The organism is Pseudomonas sp. FP2335 (assembly GCF_030687535.1).
Lineage (GTDB): Bacteria > Pseudomonadota > Gammaproteobacteria > Pseudomonadales > Pseudomonadaceae > Aquipseudomonas.
In genome coordinates, this window is record NZ_CP117437.1 from 1298072 (window position 1) to 1315399 (window position 17328).

At 61.7% G+C, this 17328-nt stretch carries 17 protein-coding genes; 10 read left to right on the forward strand and 7 right to left on the reverse strand.

Features of this window, described 5'->3' with window-relative positions; genetic code table 11:
- Positions 1 to 5: 5 nt before the first annotated feature.
- The gene (locus tag PSH81_RS05610) at positions 6 to 1625 is read right to left on the reverse strand and encodes an FMN-binding glutamate synthase family protein (RefSeq protein WP_226455968.1); all 1620 of its coding nucleotides are present in this window, start codon (positions 1623 to 1625) and stop codon (positions 6 to 8) included.
- Between the two features lie 189 nt (positions 1626 to 1814).
- On the opposite strand from PSH81_RS05610, the gene PSH81_RS05615 reads away from it, so the two are divergent.
- Positions 1815 to 2087 (forward strand): type B 50S ribosomal protein L31, encoded by a 273-nt coding sequence (locus PSH81_RS05615; RefSeq protein ID WP_226455967.1) that lies wholly within the window; start codon positions 1815 to 1817, stop codon positions 2085 to 2087.
- 20 nt (positions 2088 to 2107) lie between these two features.
- Here PSH81_RS05615 and PSH81_RS05620 read toward each other — a convergent pair whose 3' ends face one another.
- From PSH81_RS05620 to PSH81_RS05635, 4 genes are read right to left on the reverse strand one after another with little or no spacing between them, the layout of a single operon-like run.
- Positions 2108 to 3487: an ATP-binding protein gene (locus PSH81_RS05620; protein WP_305392139.1), complete on the reverse strand. Its 1380-nt coding sequence runs from the start codon at positions 3485 to 3487 to the stop codon at positions 2108 to 2110.
- A complete protein-coding gene (locus PSH81_RS05625; RefSeq protein WP_305392140.1) occupies positions 3484 to 5298 on the reverse strand; it encodes a DAHL domain-containing protein in 1815 nt (604 codons plus the stop codon). Before PSH81_RS05625 ends, PSH81_RS05620 begins: the two co-directional genes overlap by 4 nt.
- Positions 5295 to 6224: a cytochrome-c peroxidase gene (locus PSH81_RS05630; protein WP_225595308.1), complete on the reverse strand. Its 930-nt coding sequence runs from the start codon at positions 6222 to 6224 to the stop codon at positions 5295 to 5297. Before PSH81_RS05630 ends, PSH81_RS05625 begins: the two co-directional genes overlap by 4 nt.
- 56 nt (positions 6225 to 6280) lie before the next feature.
- The gene (locus PSH81_RS05635) at positions 6281 to 8155 is read right to left on the reverse strand and encodes a bifunctional diguanylate cyclase/phosphodiesterase (RefSeq protein WP_305392141.1); all 1875 of its coding nucleotides are present in this window, start codon (positions 8153 to 8155) and stop codon (positions 6281 to 6283) included.
- A gap of 255 nt (positions 8156 to 8410) precedes the next feature.
- On the opposite strand from PSH81_RS05635, the gene PSH81_RS05640 reads away from it, so the two are divergent.
- The 4 genes from PSH81_RS05640 to PSH81_RS05655 all read left to right on the forward strand — a co-directional run bounded on the left by PSH81_RS05640 (position 8411) and on the right by PSH81_RS05655 (position 11417).
- Complete coding sequence (locus tag PSH81_RS05640) at positions 8411 to 9727, forward strand: HD domain-containing phosphohydrolase (RefSeq protein WP_192297348.1); 1317 nt, start codon at positions 8411 to 8413, stop codon at positions 9725 to 9727.
- A gap of 110 nt (positions 9728 to 9837) precedes the next feature.
- On the forward strand, positions 9838 to 10251 hold the full coding sequence (locus tag PSH81_RS05645) for an NUDIX domain-containing protein (protein WP_192297346.1): 414 nt from the start codon (positions 9838 to 9840) through the stop codon (positions 10249 to 10251).
- A gap of 24 nt (positions 10252 to 10275) precedes the next feature.
- On the forward strand, positions 10276 to 10914 hold the full coding sequence (locus PSH81_RS05650) for a LysE family translocator (RefSeq protein WP_192297344.1): 639 nt from the start codon (positions 10276 to 10278) through the stop codon (positions 10912 to 10914).
- On the forward strand, positions 10911 to 11417 hold the full coding sequence (locus PSH81_RS05655; RefSeq protein ID WP_305392142.1) for a GNAT family N-acetyltransferase: 507 nt from the start codon (positions 10911 to 10913) through the stop codon (positions 11415 to 11417). Before PSH81_RS05650 ends, PSH81_RS05655 begins: the two co-directional genes overlap by 4 nt.
- Before the next feature lie 139 nt (positions 11418 to 11556).
- Here the strand turns inward: PSH81_RS05655 and metR are convergent, their stop codons facing one another.
- Positions 11557 to 12474 carry a transcriptional regulator MetR gene (gene metR, locus PSH81_RS05660; protein ID WP_192297340.1) on the reverse strand — a complete coding sequence of 306 codons (918 nt, stop codon included), beginning with the start codon at positions 12472 to 12474 and terminating at the stop codon, positions 11557 to 11559.
- Positions 12475 to 12656: 182 nt separating this feature from the next.
- On the opposite strand from metR, the gene PSH81_RS05665 reads away from it, so the two are divergent.
- The 5 genes from PSH81_RS05665 (at position 12657) to PSH81_RS05685 (ending at position 16262) form a co-directional block, all read left to right on the forward strand.
- Positions 12657 to 13676: an alpha/beta fold hydrolase gene (locus tag PSH81_RS05665; protein WP_226455962.1), complete on the forward strand. Its 1020-nt coding sequence runs from the start codon at positions 12657 to 12659 to the stop codon at positions 13674 to 13676.
- A gap of 55 nt (positions 13677 to 13731) precedes the next feature.
- Positions 13732 to 14385: a DsbA family oxidoreductase gene (locus tag PSH81_RS05670; protein WP_305392143.1), complete on the forward strand. Its 654-nt coding sequence runs from the start codon at positions 13732 to 13734 to the stop codon at positions 14383 to 14385.
- Between the two features lie 190 nt (positions 14386 to 14575).
- Positions 14576 to 15496 carry an arginase family protein gene (locus tag PSH81_RS05675; RefSeq protein WP_305392144.1) on the forward strand — a complete coding sequence of 307 codons (921 nt, stop codon included), beginning with the start codon at positions 14576 to 14578 and terminating at the stop codon, positions 15494 to 15496.
- Positions 15493 to 15873 (forward strand): transporter, encoded by a 381-nt coding sequence (locus PSH81_RS05680; protein WP_192297335.1) that lies wholly within the window; start codon positions 15493 to 15495, stop codon positions 15871 to 15873. Before PSH81_RS05675 ends, PSH81_RS05680 begins: the two co-directional genes overlap by 4 nt.
- On the forward strand, positions 15870 to 16262 hold the full coding sequence (locus PSH81_RS05685) for an EamA family transporter (protein ID WP_192297334.1): 393 nt from the start codon (positions 15870 to 15872) through the stop codon (positions 16260 to 16262). Before PSH81_RS05680 ends, PSH81_RS05685 begins: the two co-directional genes overlap by 4 nt.
- Positions 16263 to 16332: 70 nt before the next feature.
- On the opposite strand, the gene PSH81_RS05690 is transcribed toward PSH81_RS05685, so the two are convergent.
- Entirely contained in the window at positions 16333 to 17103 is a 771-nt protein-coding gene (locus tag PSH81_RS05690; protein ID WP_226455960.1) for a MipA/OmpV family protein, read from the reverse strand.
- Positions 17104 to 17328: the final 225 nt, after the last annotated feature.

Here is a 17328-nt window from a genome sequence, read left to right on the forward strand (position 1 = left end):
CGTCCTCAGGCGGCAACCACTTCATGGGGTTCAAAACTGTCCGCCCGCGCCATCTGCCACATGCGCGAATAGAACTCGCCGTTCACTTCGCCAGTGAGCAGTTCGCCGGGCTTGAGGAACACATGCAGTTGCGAGAACAGCTTGATCTCGGTCGCCGACATGCGTCGCACGAGGTGCTTGGCCGACAGTTGCGACGGATGATCCAGGCCCGCGGCGGCGAGCATTTCGGCCAGCGCCTTGAGGGTGTTGCGGTGGAAGTTGAACACGCGCTGGGCCTTGTCCGGCACTACCAGTGCGCGTTGGCGCAGCGGGTCTTGCGTGGCGACACCGGTCGGGCATTTATTGGTGTGGCACGACTGCGACTGGATGCAGCCGATGGCAAACATAAAGCCGCGTGCCGAGTTGGCCCAGTCGGCGCCGATGGCCAGGACGCTGGCGATGTCGAACGCGCTGACGATCTTGCCGCTGGCGCCGAGCTTGATCTTGTCGCGCAGGTTCAGGCCCACCAGGGTGTTATGCACAAACAGCAGGCCTTCACGCAGCGGCACGCCGATGTGGTCGGTGAACTCCACCGGCGCGGCGCCGGTGCCGCCTTCCTTGCCGTCGACCACGATAAAGTCCGGGAGGATGCCGGTTTCGAGCATGGCCTTGGCAATGCCCATGAATTCCCACGGGTGGCCCAGGCAGAACTTGAAGCCCACCGGCTTGCCGCCCGACAGTTCACGCAGTTGGGCGATGAACTGCATCAATTCGATAGGCGTGGAAAACGCACTGTGGCGCGACGGCGAGATGCAGTCTTCGCCCATCTGGATGCCGCGGGTCTCGGCGATTTCCTGGGTGACCTTGTGCTTGGGCAGGATGCCGCCGTGGCCGGGTTTGGCGCCCTGGCTCATCTTGATTTCGATCATGCGCACTTGCGGGTTCTGCGCCTGCACGGCGAAGCGTTCCGGGTCGAAGCGGCCATCGCTGGTGCGGCAGCCGAAGTAGCCGCTGCCCAGTTCCCAGGTCAGGTCGCCGCCGTTTTCGCGGTGATAGGGGCTGATGCTGCCTTCGCCGGTGTCGTGGGCGAAGTTGCCGAGCTTGGCGCCTTGATTCAACGCGCGGATTGCGTTGGCGCTCAACGAACCAAAACTCATCGCCGAGATATTGAACACCGACGCCGAATACGGCTGCGTGCATTGCGGCCCCCCGACCATCACGCGAAACGCGCTGGGGTCGCTCAGCGGCGCAGGGCGCATGGAGTGGCCGATAAATTCGAAGCCCGACTGGTACACGTCGATCAGGGTGCCGAAGGGTTTGTCAGCGGTTTCGTTCTTGGCGCGCGAGTACACCAGTGAACGCTGGGCCCGGGAGAAGGGTAGGGCGTCGCTGTCGGATTCGAGCAGGTATTGGCGGATTTCCGGGCGGATGGCTTCGACCAGATAACGGATATTGCCCAGGATCGGATAATTGCGGCGCACCGCGTGGGGGCTTTGCAGCAGGTCGAAAATGCCGATCAGGCTGAGGACGCCGGTGACCACGGTGATGGGCCACAGCCATTCATGCTGGATAAACGGGAGGCTGGCGAGGGTAAAAATGACGCACACGGCAAAGAAGGCGTAACGGCTTAGCAAGGACAGGCTCATACGGTTCCCTTGGTTCGGACTCTAAGGTCGATCCGCCATTCTGCGCCCGTAACGAAACCCCAGACAACCTAAGGGTTTATTCTGCATAGAAGTGGCAGGCCTATTCTTATTGCAATCGGTTCTCGTTTGGCTGCATGATTTGCGTTACTGTATAACACTTGAAATGCACCCAGACGCCCCGGAGGCCCCATGAAAGCTGGAATCCACCCCGACTACCGCACTGTACTGTTCCACGACACGGCCGCCGACGTGTTCTTCCTGATCGGCTCCACCGCCGACAGCGACCGTACCCACAAACACAGCGACGGCAACACCTACCCCTACATCCCGCTGGACGTGTCCAGCGCCTCGCACCCGATCTATACCGGCCAGCAGCGTAAAACCCAGGCCGAAGGCCGGATCGCCGGGTTCAACAAGCGTTTTGCGGCGTTTGGGTCGAGTGCGAAACAAGCCCAGGAGTGAGCAATATTCGGCGGCGTGCCCTACGCCGCCGTCTGCCGAATCGGTATCACCACCCGAAATTTCGTCCCCTTACCCGGCTCGCTGCTGACAGAAATATCGCCACCATGTTTCTTGACGATGCCGTACGACAGCGACAAACCCAAGCCCGTGCCTTCGCCCACTGGTTTGGTGGTAAAGAACGGATCGAAGATTTTCTGCACCGTCTCCGGGGCAATCCCACAGCCGTTGTCGGCCACTTCCAGCCAGACGTTTTCGCCTTCCACGCCATTGCTGATAGTGATGGTGCCGCGTTCCGGGCCCATGGCCTGTGCCGCGTTGACCACCAGGTTCATCACCACTTGATTGAGCTGCGAAGCCAGGCATTCGATTTCCGGCAGGGGTGAGTATTGCTTCACCACATCGGCCTTGTACTTGAGTTCGCTGGCGACGATGTTCAGCGTGGAGTCGATGCCTTGTTGCAGGTTGGCCCACTGCCAGGTCTGGTCGGTGTCCACCCGTGAGAAGTTCTTCAGGTCCTTGACGATCTGTACCACGCGCCCGATACCGTCCTTGGATTCGCGGATCAGGATCGGAATGTCTTCCCGCAGAAAATCCAGTTCCAGGGTCTTGGCCAGTGCCATGAGCCGGTCGCGCTGCTCGCCGGCGGGCAGCAGCGCTTCGGCCTGGCGATAGGCATCCAGCATCTGTTGCAGTTGCTCGAAGTAGCCGTCGAGGGTGCTGAGGTTGGAGGAGATAAACCCCACCGGGTTATTGATTTCATGGGCCACACCCGCCGCCAGTTGGCCCAGGGATGCGAGTTTTTCCGACTGCACCAACTGGCTTTCCAGGTGTTTGCGTTCTTCGATTTCCACTTGCAGCGCCTGCGTGCGCTGCTCCACCAAGAGCTCCAGGTGCGAGGTTTGCAGGGCGGCGCGGCGGGCCATGTCCCACTTGTTGGAGAGGGTGTTGGCCATCTGCTGCACTTCGATGTTGTCGAAGGGTTTCTTCAGGATCAGCAAGCGATCATGGGCGTGCAGACGTTCCAGCAGTTCTTCCCAGGAGTAGTCGGAGTACGCGGTACACACCACCACTTGCAGGTCGGGGGCGACTTTCCACAGCTCCTCGATGGTCTTGGCGCCGTCCCAGCCCTGGGGCATGCGCATGTCGACAAAGGCCAGGGCGTAGGGGCGTTGCTCGGCCATGGCGGTGGTCAGCAACCCCAGGCCCTCTTCGCCGCCGTACGCCGAGTGCAGCTCGAATGCCTGGGCCTGGGGTTTTTCCGGACCGCCAAACAGGGCGGACTCCATGTCGTCCAGCGCCTGGTTCGACTCGGTGGTGGGCATCAGGATCTTGCGGAAGTCGTCATGAATCGACGGCGTGTCATCGATCAACAGGATGCGCCGGTTGGGCGGTTGGTTCATTCGGGATGTCCGGCCAGGGTTAGGGGAATCGTCAAGGTAAATACCGCGCCCAGGCCAGGCCCGTCGCTGTGGGCGCTGAGCTGGCCTTTCATCTCTACGGCCGCCAGGGCGCAGCTGTGCAGGCCGAAGCCGTGGCCTTCCTTGCGGGTAGTAAAGCCGTGGGTGAAGATCCGCGCCATGTTTTCCGGCGGGATGCCTTCACCGTCGTCCTTCACGCTGATCTGCAGGTTGCCGTCGCCCAGCGGCTGCACGCTGAGGGTCATCTGCCGCGGGCGGTTGGAGAGGTTGCTCATGGCGTATTTGGCGTTGCTGATCAGGTTGACCATGATCAGCAGCAAGCGGTGTTTGTCCGCGAGAATCTCCGGCACCTGGGCAAAGTCCTTGACCACCGTGACGTGGTGCCGGCTCAGGGCACCGGCGTTCATGCGCAGGGCGTCCTCCATCAAGGCGCTGATGTGCACCGGCTCCAGCAGGGCGGATGCGCCGGCATAGGATTGCTGGGTCGAGACGATGTCCTTGATGTGGTCGACGCTTTTGCTCAGTTGCGCCAGTTCTTCGGCCATGCCGTGTTGTTCCTGGGCGATGGCGTCCACCAACTGGTTCAGGTAGCCGGGCAGCAGCTTGCCCTTTTCATCCTGGGTGAGAAAGGTGCCCAGGTCTGCCTGGTGTTCGTTGATCAACTGCATCGCCTTGCCCAGGCCCAGCGCCTTGCTGCTGCGCAGTTTGCGCGTGACCAGGTCGGCGGAGATGTTCACGCTGTTGAGCACGTTGCCGACGTTGTGCAGCACGTTGGTCGCGATCTCGGCCATACCGGCCTGGCGCGCGCTGTCGAGCAGTTCGGTTTGCGCATCCTTGAGCTGCTGGGTGCGCCTTTCCACCCGTTGTTCCAGGGTTTCGTTCGCCGCCTGCAAGGCGCGGTTGACCCGGTTGATCTCGGCAAAGCTGCGCAGCAGGCGCACGGCCAGGTAGAGCAGCACCACCACCAGCAAGGTCGAGAAGATCAGCAGGTAGCGGTGGTATTGGTGGTCGATGAGGTCGGCGGCTTGCTGGTCCTGATTGAGGTGGGTGGTCAGGTCATCCAGGCGCTCGGCCACGGGCACGTTAGCGATCCGTTCGAGCAGGTTGTTGACCACAGGTTGCTCGCGCAGGATCAGCGAAATGTGATTGCTGAGAATTTCGACCGGTGCCTGGAACTCCGTGGGCAGGCGTTCCTTGTTGACCTCCAGTTTGCCCAGGCCCACCAGAATATCGGCGGCCCGATCATCGCTGGTGACCTGGGCGAACTCCAGGCTGCTGAGCAACAGGTCATAGGTGTCGGTTGCCACGCTTTGCAGTTGCAGGCGGTCTTGATCGTCATAGCGATTGAACTGGGCCTGGATGTCATCTTCGGCAGTCGGCAAAAACGCCAGGGAATTACGCAGCACTGCGTTGTGCGACTTGAACTGGTCCACCAGCCGGGCTTTTTCCTGGATCGCGGCCTGGTACGCCGCTTTGGTGGCTTGCCAGCGCGGCAGGTCTTGGGGGCTGTGGTAGGTGTCGCGATCGTTCAGGTTGGCCCACAAGCGGGTCATGTCGGTGAGCGGCGTGACCAGCGGGTCGTAGTTGTGGGTGATGGCGATCCGTGCCTTGAGCACTTCGCTGTCCCATTGCGCGTTGAGTTGCTGGAGCTGGCGGATCAGGTCGCGTGACTCGGTGTAGCTGGCGGTCTGGTCGCGGGTCGACTTGAGGTACAGAAACACCAGCGTCGAGGCCAGGAGCAGGGTGACCAGGGTCAACAGCACCTGGCTGGTACGGCGCGAAGACAGAGTCATAGAGGTTTGCCCGCCCAGTCGCCGGTAAGGGTCTTGAGAAACTGGACAATCAGGTCCTTGTCTTCCTGGGTCGGGTTACGCCCCAACTGGTACTTGAACATCACGTCCACCGCGTTCTCCAGGGTCTTGGCCGAAGCGTCGTGGAAGTACGGCGCGGTGATCGCGACGTTGCGCAGGCTCGGCACCTTGAACACGTGCCGGTCTTCTTCGTCCTTGGTCAGCAGGTAGCGTCCCAGGTCCGCTTCGACCGGGTTGCCGCGCGCCTTGAAGTAGTCGCCCATCACGCCGAATTTCTGGAACATGTTGCCGCCGATGTTCACGCCCTGGTGGCAGGCGATGCAACCGTAATCCTTGAAGCGCTGGTAGCCGTATTTTTCCTGCAGGGTCAGGATCTCGGTGTTGCCCAGCAGGTACTGGTCAAAGCGCGAGTTGGGCGTGAGCAGCGTGCGTTCGTAGGTGGCCAGGGCGTTTTGCACATTGGCGGCGGTGACGCCATCGGGGTACGCCTGGCTGAAGGCTTTTTGGTAGAGGGGCAGGTCGGTGAGGTTCTGCACCACGGTCTTCCAGTCGCTGCCCATTTCCACCGGGCTGATGACCACCTGTTCGACCTGCGCTTCCAGCGTGTCTACCCGGCCATTCCAGAACTGCTTGAAGTTCAGGCTGGCGTTGAACACGGACGGGGTATTGATCTGCACCGGCTTGCCATCAAAGCCCAGGGAGAAGGGTTTGTCGTCGCCCCCGCCGATTTCCAGGCGGTGGCAGCTGGCGCAGGACAGCGTGTTGTTGACCGACAAGCGCGTTTCGTTGAACAGCCGACGACCCAGCTCGACTTTGGCCGGGTCCAGCGCCGGCACCGCAGGCAACGGCTTGAGCGCTTCGTCCAGCGGCGCGGCCGCCAGCGGCAGGCTCACCCACAGCAGGAGCATGAGACGGTAGGTTGGGGTTTGGCTCAAGCGAGCACTCCTTGCAAGCATAGGGCTGTTTATTGGTTGGGCATCAGCGTCGCGGAACCCACTTGCAGCATCTGGGTGAAATCCTTCGATGGCACGGCCTTGCTGAACAAGAATCCCTGACCTTCCTCGCAGTGCTGATTGCGCAGGAAGGTCAGTTGCTCGAAGGTTTCCACCCCTTCGGCAATGATGTTCAGGTCCAGGCTCTTGCCCATGCCGATGATAGCGCTGATCAACTGCGCGTCCTGGCTGTTTGTACCCATGCCGCGCACAAAGGATTGGTCGATTTTCAACACATCGATGGGAAAGCGCCGCAGGTAACTCAGGCTGGAGTAACCGGTGCCGAAATCATCCAGGGCCAGGCGCACGCCCATGACCTTGATGGATTCCAGCTGGGTGACGGTTTCCTCGACGTTCTGCATCAACACGCTTTCGGTGATTTCCAGTTCCAGCTGTGCGGGTGGCAGGCCGGTCTGCTTGAGGATGGCGGCCAGGTTGTCGACAAAGTCGCGCTGGCGCAGGTCAATGGCCGAGACATTCACCGAGATGGTCAACGGCGCCAGGCCCATCGCCCGCCAGGCTTGTGTCTGTTCACAGGCTTGCTGCAACACCCAGAGGGTCACGCGCACGATCAGGCCGCTGTCTTCGGCCACCGGAATGAACTCGGCCGGGTTGACCCAGCCTGAGCGCGGTTGATACCAGCGGATCAGCGCCTCCGCCCCGACGATCTGCCCGGACTTGAGGTCCAGCTTGGGCTGGTAATGCAGCACGAACTCATCGCGGTCCAGCGCCTGGCGAATCGCGCTTTCCATGTTCTGCTGGCGTTGGGCGCGCAGGTTCATGTCCTCGGTATAGAAGCTGAAGTCGTTGGGGCCACGCTCCTTGCTGGTGTGCATGGCGGTTTCAGCGTGCTTGATCAACTCCACGGCATTGCCGCTGTCGTTGGGGTAAATGCTGATGCCCAGGCTGGCGGTGACGCTCAGGTCGTGCCCGGCGACGTGGCGGGTGGCGCCGATGGCCTTGAGGATCTTATGTGCCACATGCTGGGTTTGCTGGGGGTGCTGGATGTCGTTGAGGACGATGACGAACTCGTCGGAGCCGTAGCGGAACACCGAGTCCGAATCGCGCACCGTCGCCACCAGGCCCTGGCTGACCTGCTGGAGTACCTCGTCGCCGACCGGGTAGCCCAACGCATTATTGATGCGTTTGAAGCGGTCGAGCCCGACAAACATCACCGCCAACTGTTTGTCATGCCGCCGGCTCAGGGCAATGGACTGACTCAGGCGGTCACCCAGCAGCGTGCTGTTGGGCAACTCGGTGAGCGCGTCGTATTGCAGCAGGTGCGAGACTTTCAGCAGTTCCTGCACACGTTCTTCAATGGTGCGTTCCAGGCCGATGACCTTGAGCGCGACATCTTGGGCGAGCTGCCATTTCCAGGTCAGGGCGCTGGCCATCTGGCGGATTTCCAGGTGGTCGAAGGGTTTTTTCAGGATCAGTAGCTGGTCGTTGTACTTCAACCGCGCCTCGATGGCTTCGAAGGAATAGTCGGAGTACGCGGTGCACAGTGCGATCTGCAAGTTGGGGTCGACATTCCACAGCTGTTCGATGGTTTGCAGGCCATCCCAGCCTGGCGGCATGCGCATGTCGATAAACACCATGGCATAAGGGGCGTTCGCCGCGAGGGCCTTGTTCACCAGGGCCAGGGCCTCTTGCCCCTGGTAGGCGGAGTCGAGCTCAAACGCCTGGCGCACCGGGGCGACCGTGCCGAACAGCGCCTCTTCGAGGCCGTCCAGGGTCGGTTCATCATCGGGATGGGCACAGAGGATCTTGCGAAAGTCCTGGTGGATCGATGCGGTGTCATCGACGATCAGAATGCGACGGTTTGCCCGTCCTGAGCCCGGATTCATGACGCGCTCCGTAACTGCGTAAGGTACGACAACATAACGATTCCTTCCCTGATTCCACTGCTGAGCGAAGCGCACACCGGCTCTGACAGCGTAGTCGAGTTCCCTTGAAATCAACGGCCAGTTGGCGTCAAATCAACCCCGGTTGTTACCCTGAGGCATCCGGCGTTTATAGGCCAGGCTTTTCTACGACGCAGTACCTCCGGGCTCAATGGTTCAATTTAGATCAATTCTGTTTAATTTGAAGGCGCAGTATCCATGGATGATCAACTCGCTGTGAACCCTACGATCTTGCTGGTCGACGACGAAGAGTCGATCCTCAACAGCCTGCGTCGCCTGCTGCGGGGCCAGCCCTATGACGTGGTGCTCGCCGGCAGCGGTGCCCAGGCGCTGGAGATCATGGCGGCGCAACCCATCGACCTGGTGATGAGCGATGCGCGCATGCCGAACATGGACGGCGCCACGCTGCTGGCCAAGGTCCACGAGCTTTACCCGGCCACCAGCCGTATCCTGCTGACCGGCTACGCCGACCTGCCGACGATCATCAAGGCGATCAACGAAGGGCAGATCCACCGTTATATCGGCAAACCTTGGAATGACGACGAGCTCAAGCTGATCCTGCAGCAGGCCCTGGAACATCAGCGCCTGGAGCGCCTGACCCTGGAGCAGAACGATCAGCTCAAGACGCTCAACGCCACCCTGGAAAAACGCGTGGCCGCGCGTACCAGCGAGTTGCAGCAAACCGCCGACATGCTCGACCTGGCCTACGACGAACTCAAGCGCAGCTATGTGACCGGCACCGAAGTGTTCTCGCTGCTGGCCAACCTGCGCCTGCCCAAGGACAAGCAGACCAACCGCCCGTTGATCGAACTGGTGCGCGTGTACTGCGCGTCCCAATGCATGGACGAAGCCAGCACCCGCGACCTGACCATGGCCGCCGCGCTCTACAACATCGGCAAGCTGAGCTGGAACGACAACATGCTGGTCGCCCCGTCCGACAAACTGCACAGCACCGACCGCGAACAGTACCGTGCCTATCCGACCCAGAGTGAATCGCTGTTGATGACCCTGGAACCGATGAAGGACGCGGCGCGGATCATTCGCCACCACCAGGAGCGCTGGGATGGCAGCGGGTTTCCCGACCACCTCAAGGGCGAGGCGATCCCGTTCGGCTCGCGCCTGTTGAAACTGGCGGTGGACTTCATCGAGTTGCAGAAGGGCCTGATCCTTGAACGGCAGATGAACAGTGGCGAGGCGCTGTTGTACATCCAGAAATACACCGGGCGACTCTATGACCCGGAGCTGGTGGAAGCGTTCTCCCAGGCCTGCGCCAAGTTCCTCAGCGATGTGACCCTCGGTGATCCGTCGATCAAAGTGCTGACCACCCGCGAACTGGCCGACGGCATGGTGCTGGCGCGCAACCTCAACGCCGACAACGGCATGCTGCTGCTCAACGCCGGCAAGGTGCTGAACCTGCCGCTGGTGGACAAGCTGATTGCGTTCGAGGCGATGGAAGGCGCCAAGTACAGCGTCTTCATCAAGGAAGACCCAGGCGCTTCAGGCGCACTCCAGTAAAAAATCCGCGAGGGGCCTGGTCGAGTCGTCGCACCGCCCCTCCCACATTGATTGCTGTGTTTCATGCGCACATGTGATTCTTGCACCCTTTGCCCCAAGGAAACCCTCCCATGCCGTCCACCATCCGCATCGCCGCCGCCCTCCTGATCGGCAGCGACGGCCAAACCCTGCTGGTGCGCAAGCGCGGTACTCAGGCGTTCATGCAACCGGGCGGCAAGATCGACGCCGGTGAGCAACCTGCCGAAGCCCTGGCCCGTGAACTGCACGAAGAACTCAACCTGCGTATCGACCCCAACGCCGCCGTATACCTCGGGCACTTTTCGGCACCCGCCGCCAATGAGCCTGGTTATACCGTCGAGGCGCAGTTGTACAAGGTTTGCATCGACGTGCCGGTGAACCCCGCCGCCGAAATTGAAGAAGTGCGTTGGATCGACCCGGCCGGCGATGGCGGCCTGGTTTTGGCACCCTTGACACGTGACCTGATCCTGCCGTTTTATCGCGCATCGCTGACCACCACCGCCTGACACACAGGCTCAAAGGACTGAACCGTGATCCCACTCAACGAGTTGCTGATTTTCGCCGCTGCCTGCCTGCTGATGGTGTTGACCCCTGGTCCGAACATGATCTACCTGATCTCCCGTTCGATCTGCCAGGGGCGCAAGGCCGGCCTGGTGTCGTTGTTGGGGGTGGTCGCGGGTTTCTTTGTGCACCTGTTCGCTGCGGCGGCGGGTTTGACTGCGGTGTTTCTCGCCGTGCCAATGGCGTATGAAGTGCTCAAATGGGCCGGCGCGCTGTACCTGCTGTGGTTGGCCTGGCAGGCGGTCAAGCCCGGCGCGCGCTCGCCCTTCGAAGCCCAGCAACTGCCGGCGGACTCCCCGCGCAAGTTGGTGACCATGGGCTTTCTCACCAGCGCGTTGAACCCGAAGATCGCGGTGTTCTACCTCTCGGTGTTTCCGCAATTCATCACCCCGGAGCACGGTTCGGTGTTCACCCAGAGCCTGATGCTCGGTTTCACCCAGATCAGCGTGAGTTTTATGGTCAATGCGCTGATCGCGATTTTTGCCGCGAGTATTGCCAGTTGGTTTATCAACAACCCGACCTGGCTGGCGGTGCAGCGTTACTTCATGGGCTTCGTGCTGGCGGCCCTGGCCGTGCGCCTGATGCTTGAGCAGCGCCGCAGCGCATGATCATCCGCACGCTGGCCGCCCGTGACGCGCAGGCGTATCGGGCATTGATGCTGGAGGCGTATGGCGTCTATCCCCAGGCCTTCACCTCCAGCGTGGCCGAGCGTGCGGCGATGCCGTTGAGCTGGTGGGAGAAGCGTCTGGACAGCCCGTTGGATCGATTGCTCGGTGCTTTTGAAGGGGATGAACTGGTCGGTATTGTCGGCCTGGCGTTCGAGCCTCGGGAGAAGGCGTGGCACAAGGTGACGTTGTTTGGCATGTATGTGAATGCCCGCCATCAGCGCCAGGGTGTGGGCCGTCAACTGGTCGAGGCGGCACTGGATGAGGCGCGCAGGCAGCCGCGCCTGAAGGTGATCCAACTGACCGTAACCGCCGGCAATGACGCGGCGTTTGCGCTGTACCAGCGTTGCGGTTTCATCCAATACGGCCTGGAACCGTTGGCGGTGAGGGTGGGCGTCGAATACTTCGACAAAATCCACATGTGGCGCGAACTGAAGACCGACTGAAATCCAACTGTGGAAACCCTATCCAATGTGGGAGCGGGCTTGCTCGCGAAAGCGGTGTGTCAGGTACAGATAATTCGACTGAACCACCGCATTCGCGAGCAAGCCCGCTCCCACATTTTGATCATCAGAGTTTTCAGTATCAGCGGACGGCGCTGACCCCATCCAATGTCGAAAACGACGTGTCCTTGGCCGTCAGCAGGAAATCGCGCATATACGGCGCATCCAGCATGTCCGCACGAATCCCCGCATACAGCGTCGCAAACAAGCCTTTCTCGCCCAGGCGCTTGGCTTTCACATACCCGCGCGAGCTGTATTCATGCAGCGCCCAATGGGGCATGCCGCACACACCACGGCCGCTGGCCACCAGTTGCATCATCATCACCGTCAGCTCCGAGGTGCGCACCTGGGCCGGTTCGACGTCGGCGGGTTCGAGGAAGCGGGTGAAGATGTCCAGGCGGTCGCGCTCCACCGGATAGGTGATCAGGGTTTCGGTCAGCAGGTCTTCGGGGACGATATAGGATTTGCTCGCCAACGCATGCTGGTTCGCCACCGCCAGCATGGCTTCGTAGGTGAACAACGGTACATAGGTGATGCCTGGCAGTTCCAGCGGGTCGGACGTCACCACCAGATCCAGGTCGCCACGGGCCAAGGCCGGCAGTGGTGCGAAGGCAAAGCCGGAGGCCAGGTCCAGCTCGACCTCCGGCCACGCGTCGCGGAACTGGTCGATGGTCGGCATCAGCCACTGGAAGCAACTGTGGCATTCGATCGCCATGTGCAAGCGTCCGGCGGTGCCACCGGCCAAACGCGCAATATCACGCTCGGCGCCGCGCAGCAGCGGCAGGGTGGCGTCGGCCAATTGCAGCAGGCGCAGGCCGGCGCTGGTGAAGCGCAGCGGCTTGGTCTTGCGCACGAACAGCGGCATGCCCAGGCGTTCTTCCAGCTCCTTGAACTGGTGGGACAGCGCCGATTGCGTCAGGTGCAGACGTTCGGCGGCTTCCACCAGGCTGTCGGCTTCGCGCAGGGCGTGCAGGGTCTTGAGGTGGCGGATTTCGAGCACGGGCTCTCCATGAAGATAATTTGTGACGAATCGGAATAGCGTGAGTTTGTCTCATGTTGCAAGGCCTGTCGACTATGACCGCTGGGCACTCTTCATCAAACTGTCACGCAACTGTGGCAGCGCGCTTGAACAAACTTCATCAGACTCGCGCTCTACTGGGGTTCTGCGTTTCGGTGTTTTTCATGCGCGTGTTGCTTTTACTGGCCGCTTTCTTGTTCGGCCTGCCGTCTTTTGCGGCTTCTCGATGTGACGTCAATGTCCCGACCCAATCGGTCGACCTGGCTCAGGTAAGCATCGCCTACCAGAGCATCGGTCGTGCGTCCGACCCGGCCTTGTTGCTGGTGATGGGCCTGGGCGGGCAGTTGATCCACTGGCCGGATGAAGTGGTCGTCGCCCTGTGCCAACAGGGTTTTCGGGTGATCCGCTACGACAACCGTGACGTCGGCCTGTCCTCCTGGCGCCAGGCCCCGGCCAGCGCCAACCTGACCTTCGAAGTGCTGCGCTACAAACTCGGCCTGCCGGTGGCGGCGCCTTACACACTGACCGATATGGCCGATGACGCCATTGGCCTGATGGACGCGTTGCAGATCCAGCAATTCCACGTGCTGGGCGCGAGCATGGGCGGCATGATCGCCCAGCACCTGGCGGCCATGGCGCCGCAGCGAGTCGAAAGCCTCACGCTGATCATGACCAGCTCCGGCGCCGAAGGCCTGCCGGCGCCGAATGCGGCGTTGGTGCAATTGTTGTCGCGACGCAGCGCGCCCAACCGTGAAGTGGCGCTAGAGCAGCAGGCCGACTTGCTCGCCGCACTGGGCAGCCCGAATGTGAAGGATGATCGCCAGGCCCTGTTGCACCAGGCGGCGCTGTCCTACGACCGCGCGTTCAACCCCGATGGCGTGAAGCGCCAGATCATGGCGATCCTTGCCGAACCGAGCCGCGTGCCGCTACTCAACCAACTGCGCGTGCCGACCCTGGTCGTCCACGGAACCGCCGACCCGCTGTTGCCGGTGATGCACGGCGTGCACTTGGCGGCGCATATCCAGGGCAGCGAATTGAGGTTGATTCCCGGCATGGCCCACCGTTTCCAGGAAGCGTTCAAGGCGCCGCTGCTGACGGCGGTGTTGCCGTACCTGCAAGCCCATCGCCAAGACGCGGCACACCTGGCGCGGATTGACCTGGGCGAGCCTTCGAAGGTGTTGTGACATTGGTGTATCGTGCAACCTTTCTGGCGCGTTTTTGCCTACGAGGTTGCCCACCATGAGTACTCCCCTGAAAATCGATTTCGTCAGCGACGTGTCCTGCCCCTGGTGCATCATCGGCCTGCGCGGCCTGACCGAAGCCCTCGACCAGCTCGGCGCCGACGTGCAGGCCGAGATCCATTTCCAGCCGTTCGAACTGAACCCCAACATGCCCGCCGAAGGGCAAAACATCGTCGAGCACATCAGCGAAAAATACGGCTCCACTGCCGAGCAATCCCAGGCCAACCGCGAGCGCATCCGCGACCTGGGCGCCGCGCTGGGCTTTGCCTTTCGCACCGACGGCCAGAGCCGCATCTACAACACCTTTGATGCTCACCGCCTGCTGCATTGGGCCGGCCTCGAAGGTTTGCAGTACAACCTCAAGGAAGCGCTGTTCAAGGCGTACTTCAGCGACGGCCAGGACCCTTCCGACCACGCGACCCTGGCGATCATCGCCGAAAGCGTCGGGCTGGACCTCAAGCGCGCGGCTGAGATTCTGGCGTCTGACGAATATGCCGCCGAGGTGCGTGAGCAAGAGGAACTGTGGGTGTCGCGTGGCGTGACGTCGGTGCCGACCATTGTGTTCAACGACCAGTACGCGGTGAGCGGTGGGCAACCGGCTGAAGCGTTTGTCGGCGCGATTCGCCAGATCATCAACGAATCCCGCAACTAAAAATGTGGGGGCGGGCTTGCTCGCGAAAGCGGAGTGCCAGTCACTAAACCTGTTGCTGATCCACCGCGTTCGCGAGCAAGCCCGCTCCCACACAAGCCCGCTCCCACATGGGTTACTCATTGTTCACAAGAGACCCGCTGGCCCGGCCCTTGCATTGACCCCCTGAAGCCATAAAGGGGGCACCTCTGCCTTGAATATTCTTGATCTCGACCACAGCCTCACCGGCCAGGCACCGATTGCCCTGCGCCTGGCCAGCGGTCAGGCCACGCGCATCGACCTGCTGGACCTGGGCCCCAAGCTGCGCCTGTGGTCCACCGAAAAAACCTGGAAGTCTTTCGCCCAACGCCTGGCCCAGCGGCCCCGGCCGGTGGATGCGCGGCCGGACATCCTGTTTGTCGGCTCCGGCGACTATCACCACCTCACACCGGCGTTTCTCGCCGACTTGAAAGAGCCTGTCAGCCTGATCCACTTCGATAACCACCCCGACTGGGTGCGCTTTGCGCCCAAGCGCCACTGTGGCTCGTGGGTCAATCGCGCGCTGAAAATGCCGGCGATCAAACGCATCGTCACCCTCGGCCCCTGCAGCGACGACCTGCATAACCCGCAACTGCGCGGTGGCAACCTCGGGGCGCTCAAACGCGGGCAATTGCAGCTGTTTCCCTGGCAGCATCCACCCTCGAAAGTCTGGGGCCGGGTCGGCGATGGCGCCGGGCACCGGCAGCAGGAAAACCACCTGCACTGGCGCAATTTGGCCGAGCTGGACTGGGCTGAGTTTCTCGACCAGATGATCGACAGCCTGCCCACCGAGGCGATCTGGATCACCATCGACAAAGACGTGCTCGCCAGCGAAGACGCCGCCACCAATTGGGATCAGGGCGGCATGCGCCTGAGCCACTTGCTCCAGGCCCTGCGCGCCTTGGCGGCGCGCAAGCGGATCATTGGCATCGACGTGTGCGGCGAGTTCGCCCAGCCTGCATTCAGCAACGCGTTCAAGCGCTGGGAAGCCAAGTCCGACCAGCCGCCACCCGAGCGCTGGAGCCCCGAGGATCTGCAACGCAATGCGGCCACCAATGCGGCCCTGATCGACCTGTTTGAGGAGTTGTTCCCGTGACGTTGACCGTGGTGTTACTGGTGGCGTTTTCCATCGTGCTGGATGTGATCGGCCAGCTGTGTTTCAAGCTCGGCCTGGACCGTTTGCCCGAGTTGGAAGGCGGCTTTCGCCTGAACGCGTTCTGGGGCCAGGTATTCAATGCGCCGTTGTTGTGGGCGGGGATCGGCGCCTATGCGATTGAGTTTTTTGTCTGGCTCGAAGCCTTGTCCCGTGCGCCCTTGAGCCTGCTGTTCCCCGCCGCCGCGCTGGCGTATTGCGGGGTGGTGCTGGTGGGCAAAGTGGTGCTGGGTGAGACCGTCAGCCGTCGCCGTTGGGCGGGGACATGGGTGATCACCTTGGGCGTGATGTTGGTGGCGATTGGAGGAGGGCAGGTATGAGTACGCACGCATGGCTACACGGGCGCTTTGGCACGGTGGTGTTGTGGGCGTTGCTGATCTGCACCGAGAGCGCCGGACAGTTGTTTACCAAGGTGGCCGGCGACCAGTTGGGGCAGATGGACTTCAACTGGCTGTGGCTGGGTGAGGTGGCGCGCAACCCCGCAATCCTGGCGGCGATTGCCTGCTACATCGGCGCGTTTTTCGTGTGGATGCTGATCCTGCGGCGCAGCAGCCTGTCCCTGGCGTTTCCGCTGAGTTCACTGGTGTTTGTGGTGGTATTGCTCGGTTCGTGGCTGGGGCTGGGGGAGCATATCAGCGCGCTGCACTGGGTGGGCGTGGCGGTGATTATCGGCGGGATCGCCTTGTTGGCCGAAGGCGAAGAAAACTGAACAACCTGCTATGAAATGCAGGCCCATGTGGGAGCAGGCAAGCCAGCTCCCACATGTTGTTCCAGTTGAATCAGTTGAATTTGTAGCTGATCGCCGTCTGCACCTGGCCTTGGTTCACATCCCCGGTTTCCTTGACGATGCTGCTGTCTGCCGCCGAACCCACCAGGTGTACCCAGCTGGCACTGGTCAGCAAGGACCAGTTGGGCGCCAGCGGAAACTCGAAGCTCTGGCTCAGCGTTACATTCTGGAAGCCGCCGCTGGCGTTGTACGGGCGAAAGCCCGAGGCCGCAGACTCATTGGCGTCGACGCCGAAAAAGGTCTGGGTCTGGCGCGCGTCGGCAAAGTGCGCCATCAGGCTGCTGCTGCCGATAATGCCGCCGCCCAGCGGGTAGCCCAGTTCGCCGCCGACTTTACCCAGCACGCCGCTTTGGTCGTGCCCGCCGCCAACGGCCCGCCCCAGTTGGGCGTATACGCGCCAGAAATCGGCCGGGGCGTATTGGATGAAACCGCCTGCTTCAGCCATGTCCGAGACGTTGCGCAAGCCTTGCAGCTCGCCGTTCGAGGTGCGCCCCTGCAAGTAATTGATGTATGGGCCGGCGGTGATCCCGTGGGTCTTCAGCGCGCTCCAGCTCAAGCCGTCTTCGGTGCTCAGGCTGACATTGCCCCAGTCCAGGTCCAGGTAGGGCACGGGACGGGTTTCGTAGCGGCTGCCGGTCGGGTCGTGGGGTTGATAGGTAAGACCCGCGCCGACTTCGCCGGTGATGGGCTCGGCCTGGGCCGCGTTGCAAAAGCCCCACAGCCCCAATAAACCGGCGACTACAGCAGAACTGACCTTGTGCATGGAAGCGTTTCCTTCTGGGGATATGCGCGCATGAACGCGCGAAGCGCCGCCCTGACGCAAGCACTGATCTTGTTTGTAGCAAGCTACAAAAATTGTAGCTCAGCTGACACAAATGCCATCACGCAGCGTGCAAAGCCCCAGCCCCGCTGGGCTTTGTGCGGTTGGCACAGTCCCTGCTCTAGCCCTGGTGCAAGCGCATACAGCGCGCTCTTCCAAGGTAAACAC

Excerpts from the sequence above, each read along its gene's own strand:
- PSH81_RS05645 (WP_192297346.1), top strand. The coding sequence starts at position 9,838 with ATGCCGTCCACCATCCGCATCGCCGCCGCCCTCCTGATCGGCAGCGAC.
- PSH81_RS05685 (WP_192297334.1), top strand. The coding sequence starts at position 15,870 with ATGAGTACGCACGCATGGCTACACGGGCGCTTTGGCACGGTGGTGTTG.
- PSH81_RS05640 (WP_192297348.1), top strand. The coding sequence starts at position 8,411 with ATGGATGATCAACTCGCTGTGAACCCTACGATCTTGCTGGTCGACGAC.
- PSH81_RS05610 (WP_226455968.1), bottom strand. The coding sequence starts at position 1,625 with ATGAGCCTGTCCTTGCTAAGCCGTTACGCCTTCTTTGCCGTGTGCGTC.
- PSH81_RS05635 (WP_305392141.1), bottom strand. The coding sequence starts at position 8,155 with ATGAATCCGGGCTCAGGACGGGCAAACCGTCGCATTCTGATCGTCGAT.
- PSH81_RS05670 (WP_305392143.1), top strand. The coding sequence starts at position 13,732 with ATGAGTACTCCCCTGAAAATCGATTTCGTCAGCGACGTGTCCTGCCCC.
- PSH81_RS05655 (WP_305392142.1), top strand. The coding sequence starts at position 10,911 with ATGATCATCCGCACGCTGGCCGCCCGTGACGCGCAGGCGTATCGGGCA.
- PSH81_RS05625 (WP_305392140.1), bottom strand. The coding sequence starts at position 5,298 with ATGACTCTGTCTTCGCGCCGTACCAGCCAGGTGCTGTTGACCCTGGTC.
- PSH81_RS05620 (WP_305392139.1), bottom strand. The coding sequence starts at position 3,487 with ATGAACCAACCGCCCAACCGGCGCATCCTGTTGATCGATGACACGCCG.
- PSH81_RS05615 (WP_226455967.1), top strand. The coding sequence starts at position 1,815 with ATGAAAGCTGGAATCCACCCCGACTACCGCACTGTACTGTTCCACGAC.
- PSH81_RS05630 (WP_225595308.1), bottom strand. The coding sequence starts at position 6,224 with ATGCTCCTGCTGTGGGTGAGCCTGCCGCTGGCGGCCGCGCCGCTGGAC.
- PSH81_RS05690 (WP_226455960.1), bottom strand. The coding sequence starts at position 17,103 with ATGCACAAGGTCAGTTCTGCTGTAGTCGCCGGTTTATTGGGGCTGTGG.
- PSH81_RS05665 (WP_226455962.1), top strand. The coding sequence starts at position 12,657 with ATGCGCGTGTTGCTTTTACTGGCCGCTTTCTTGTTCGGCCTGCCGTCT.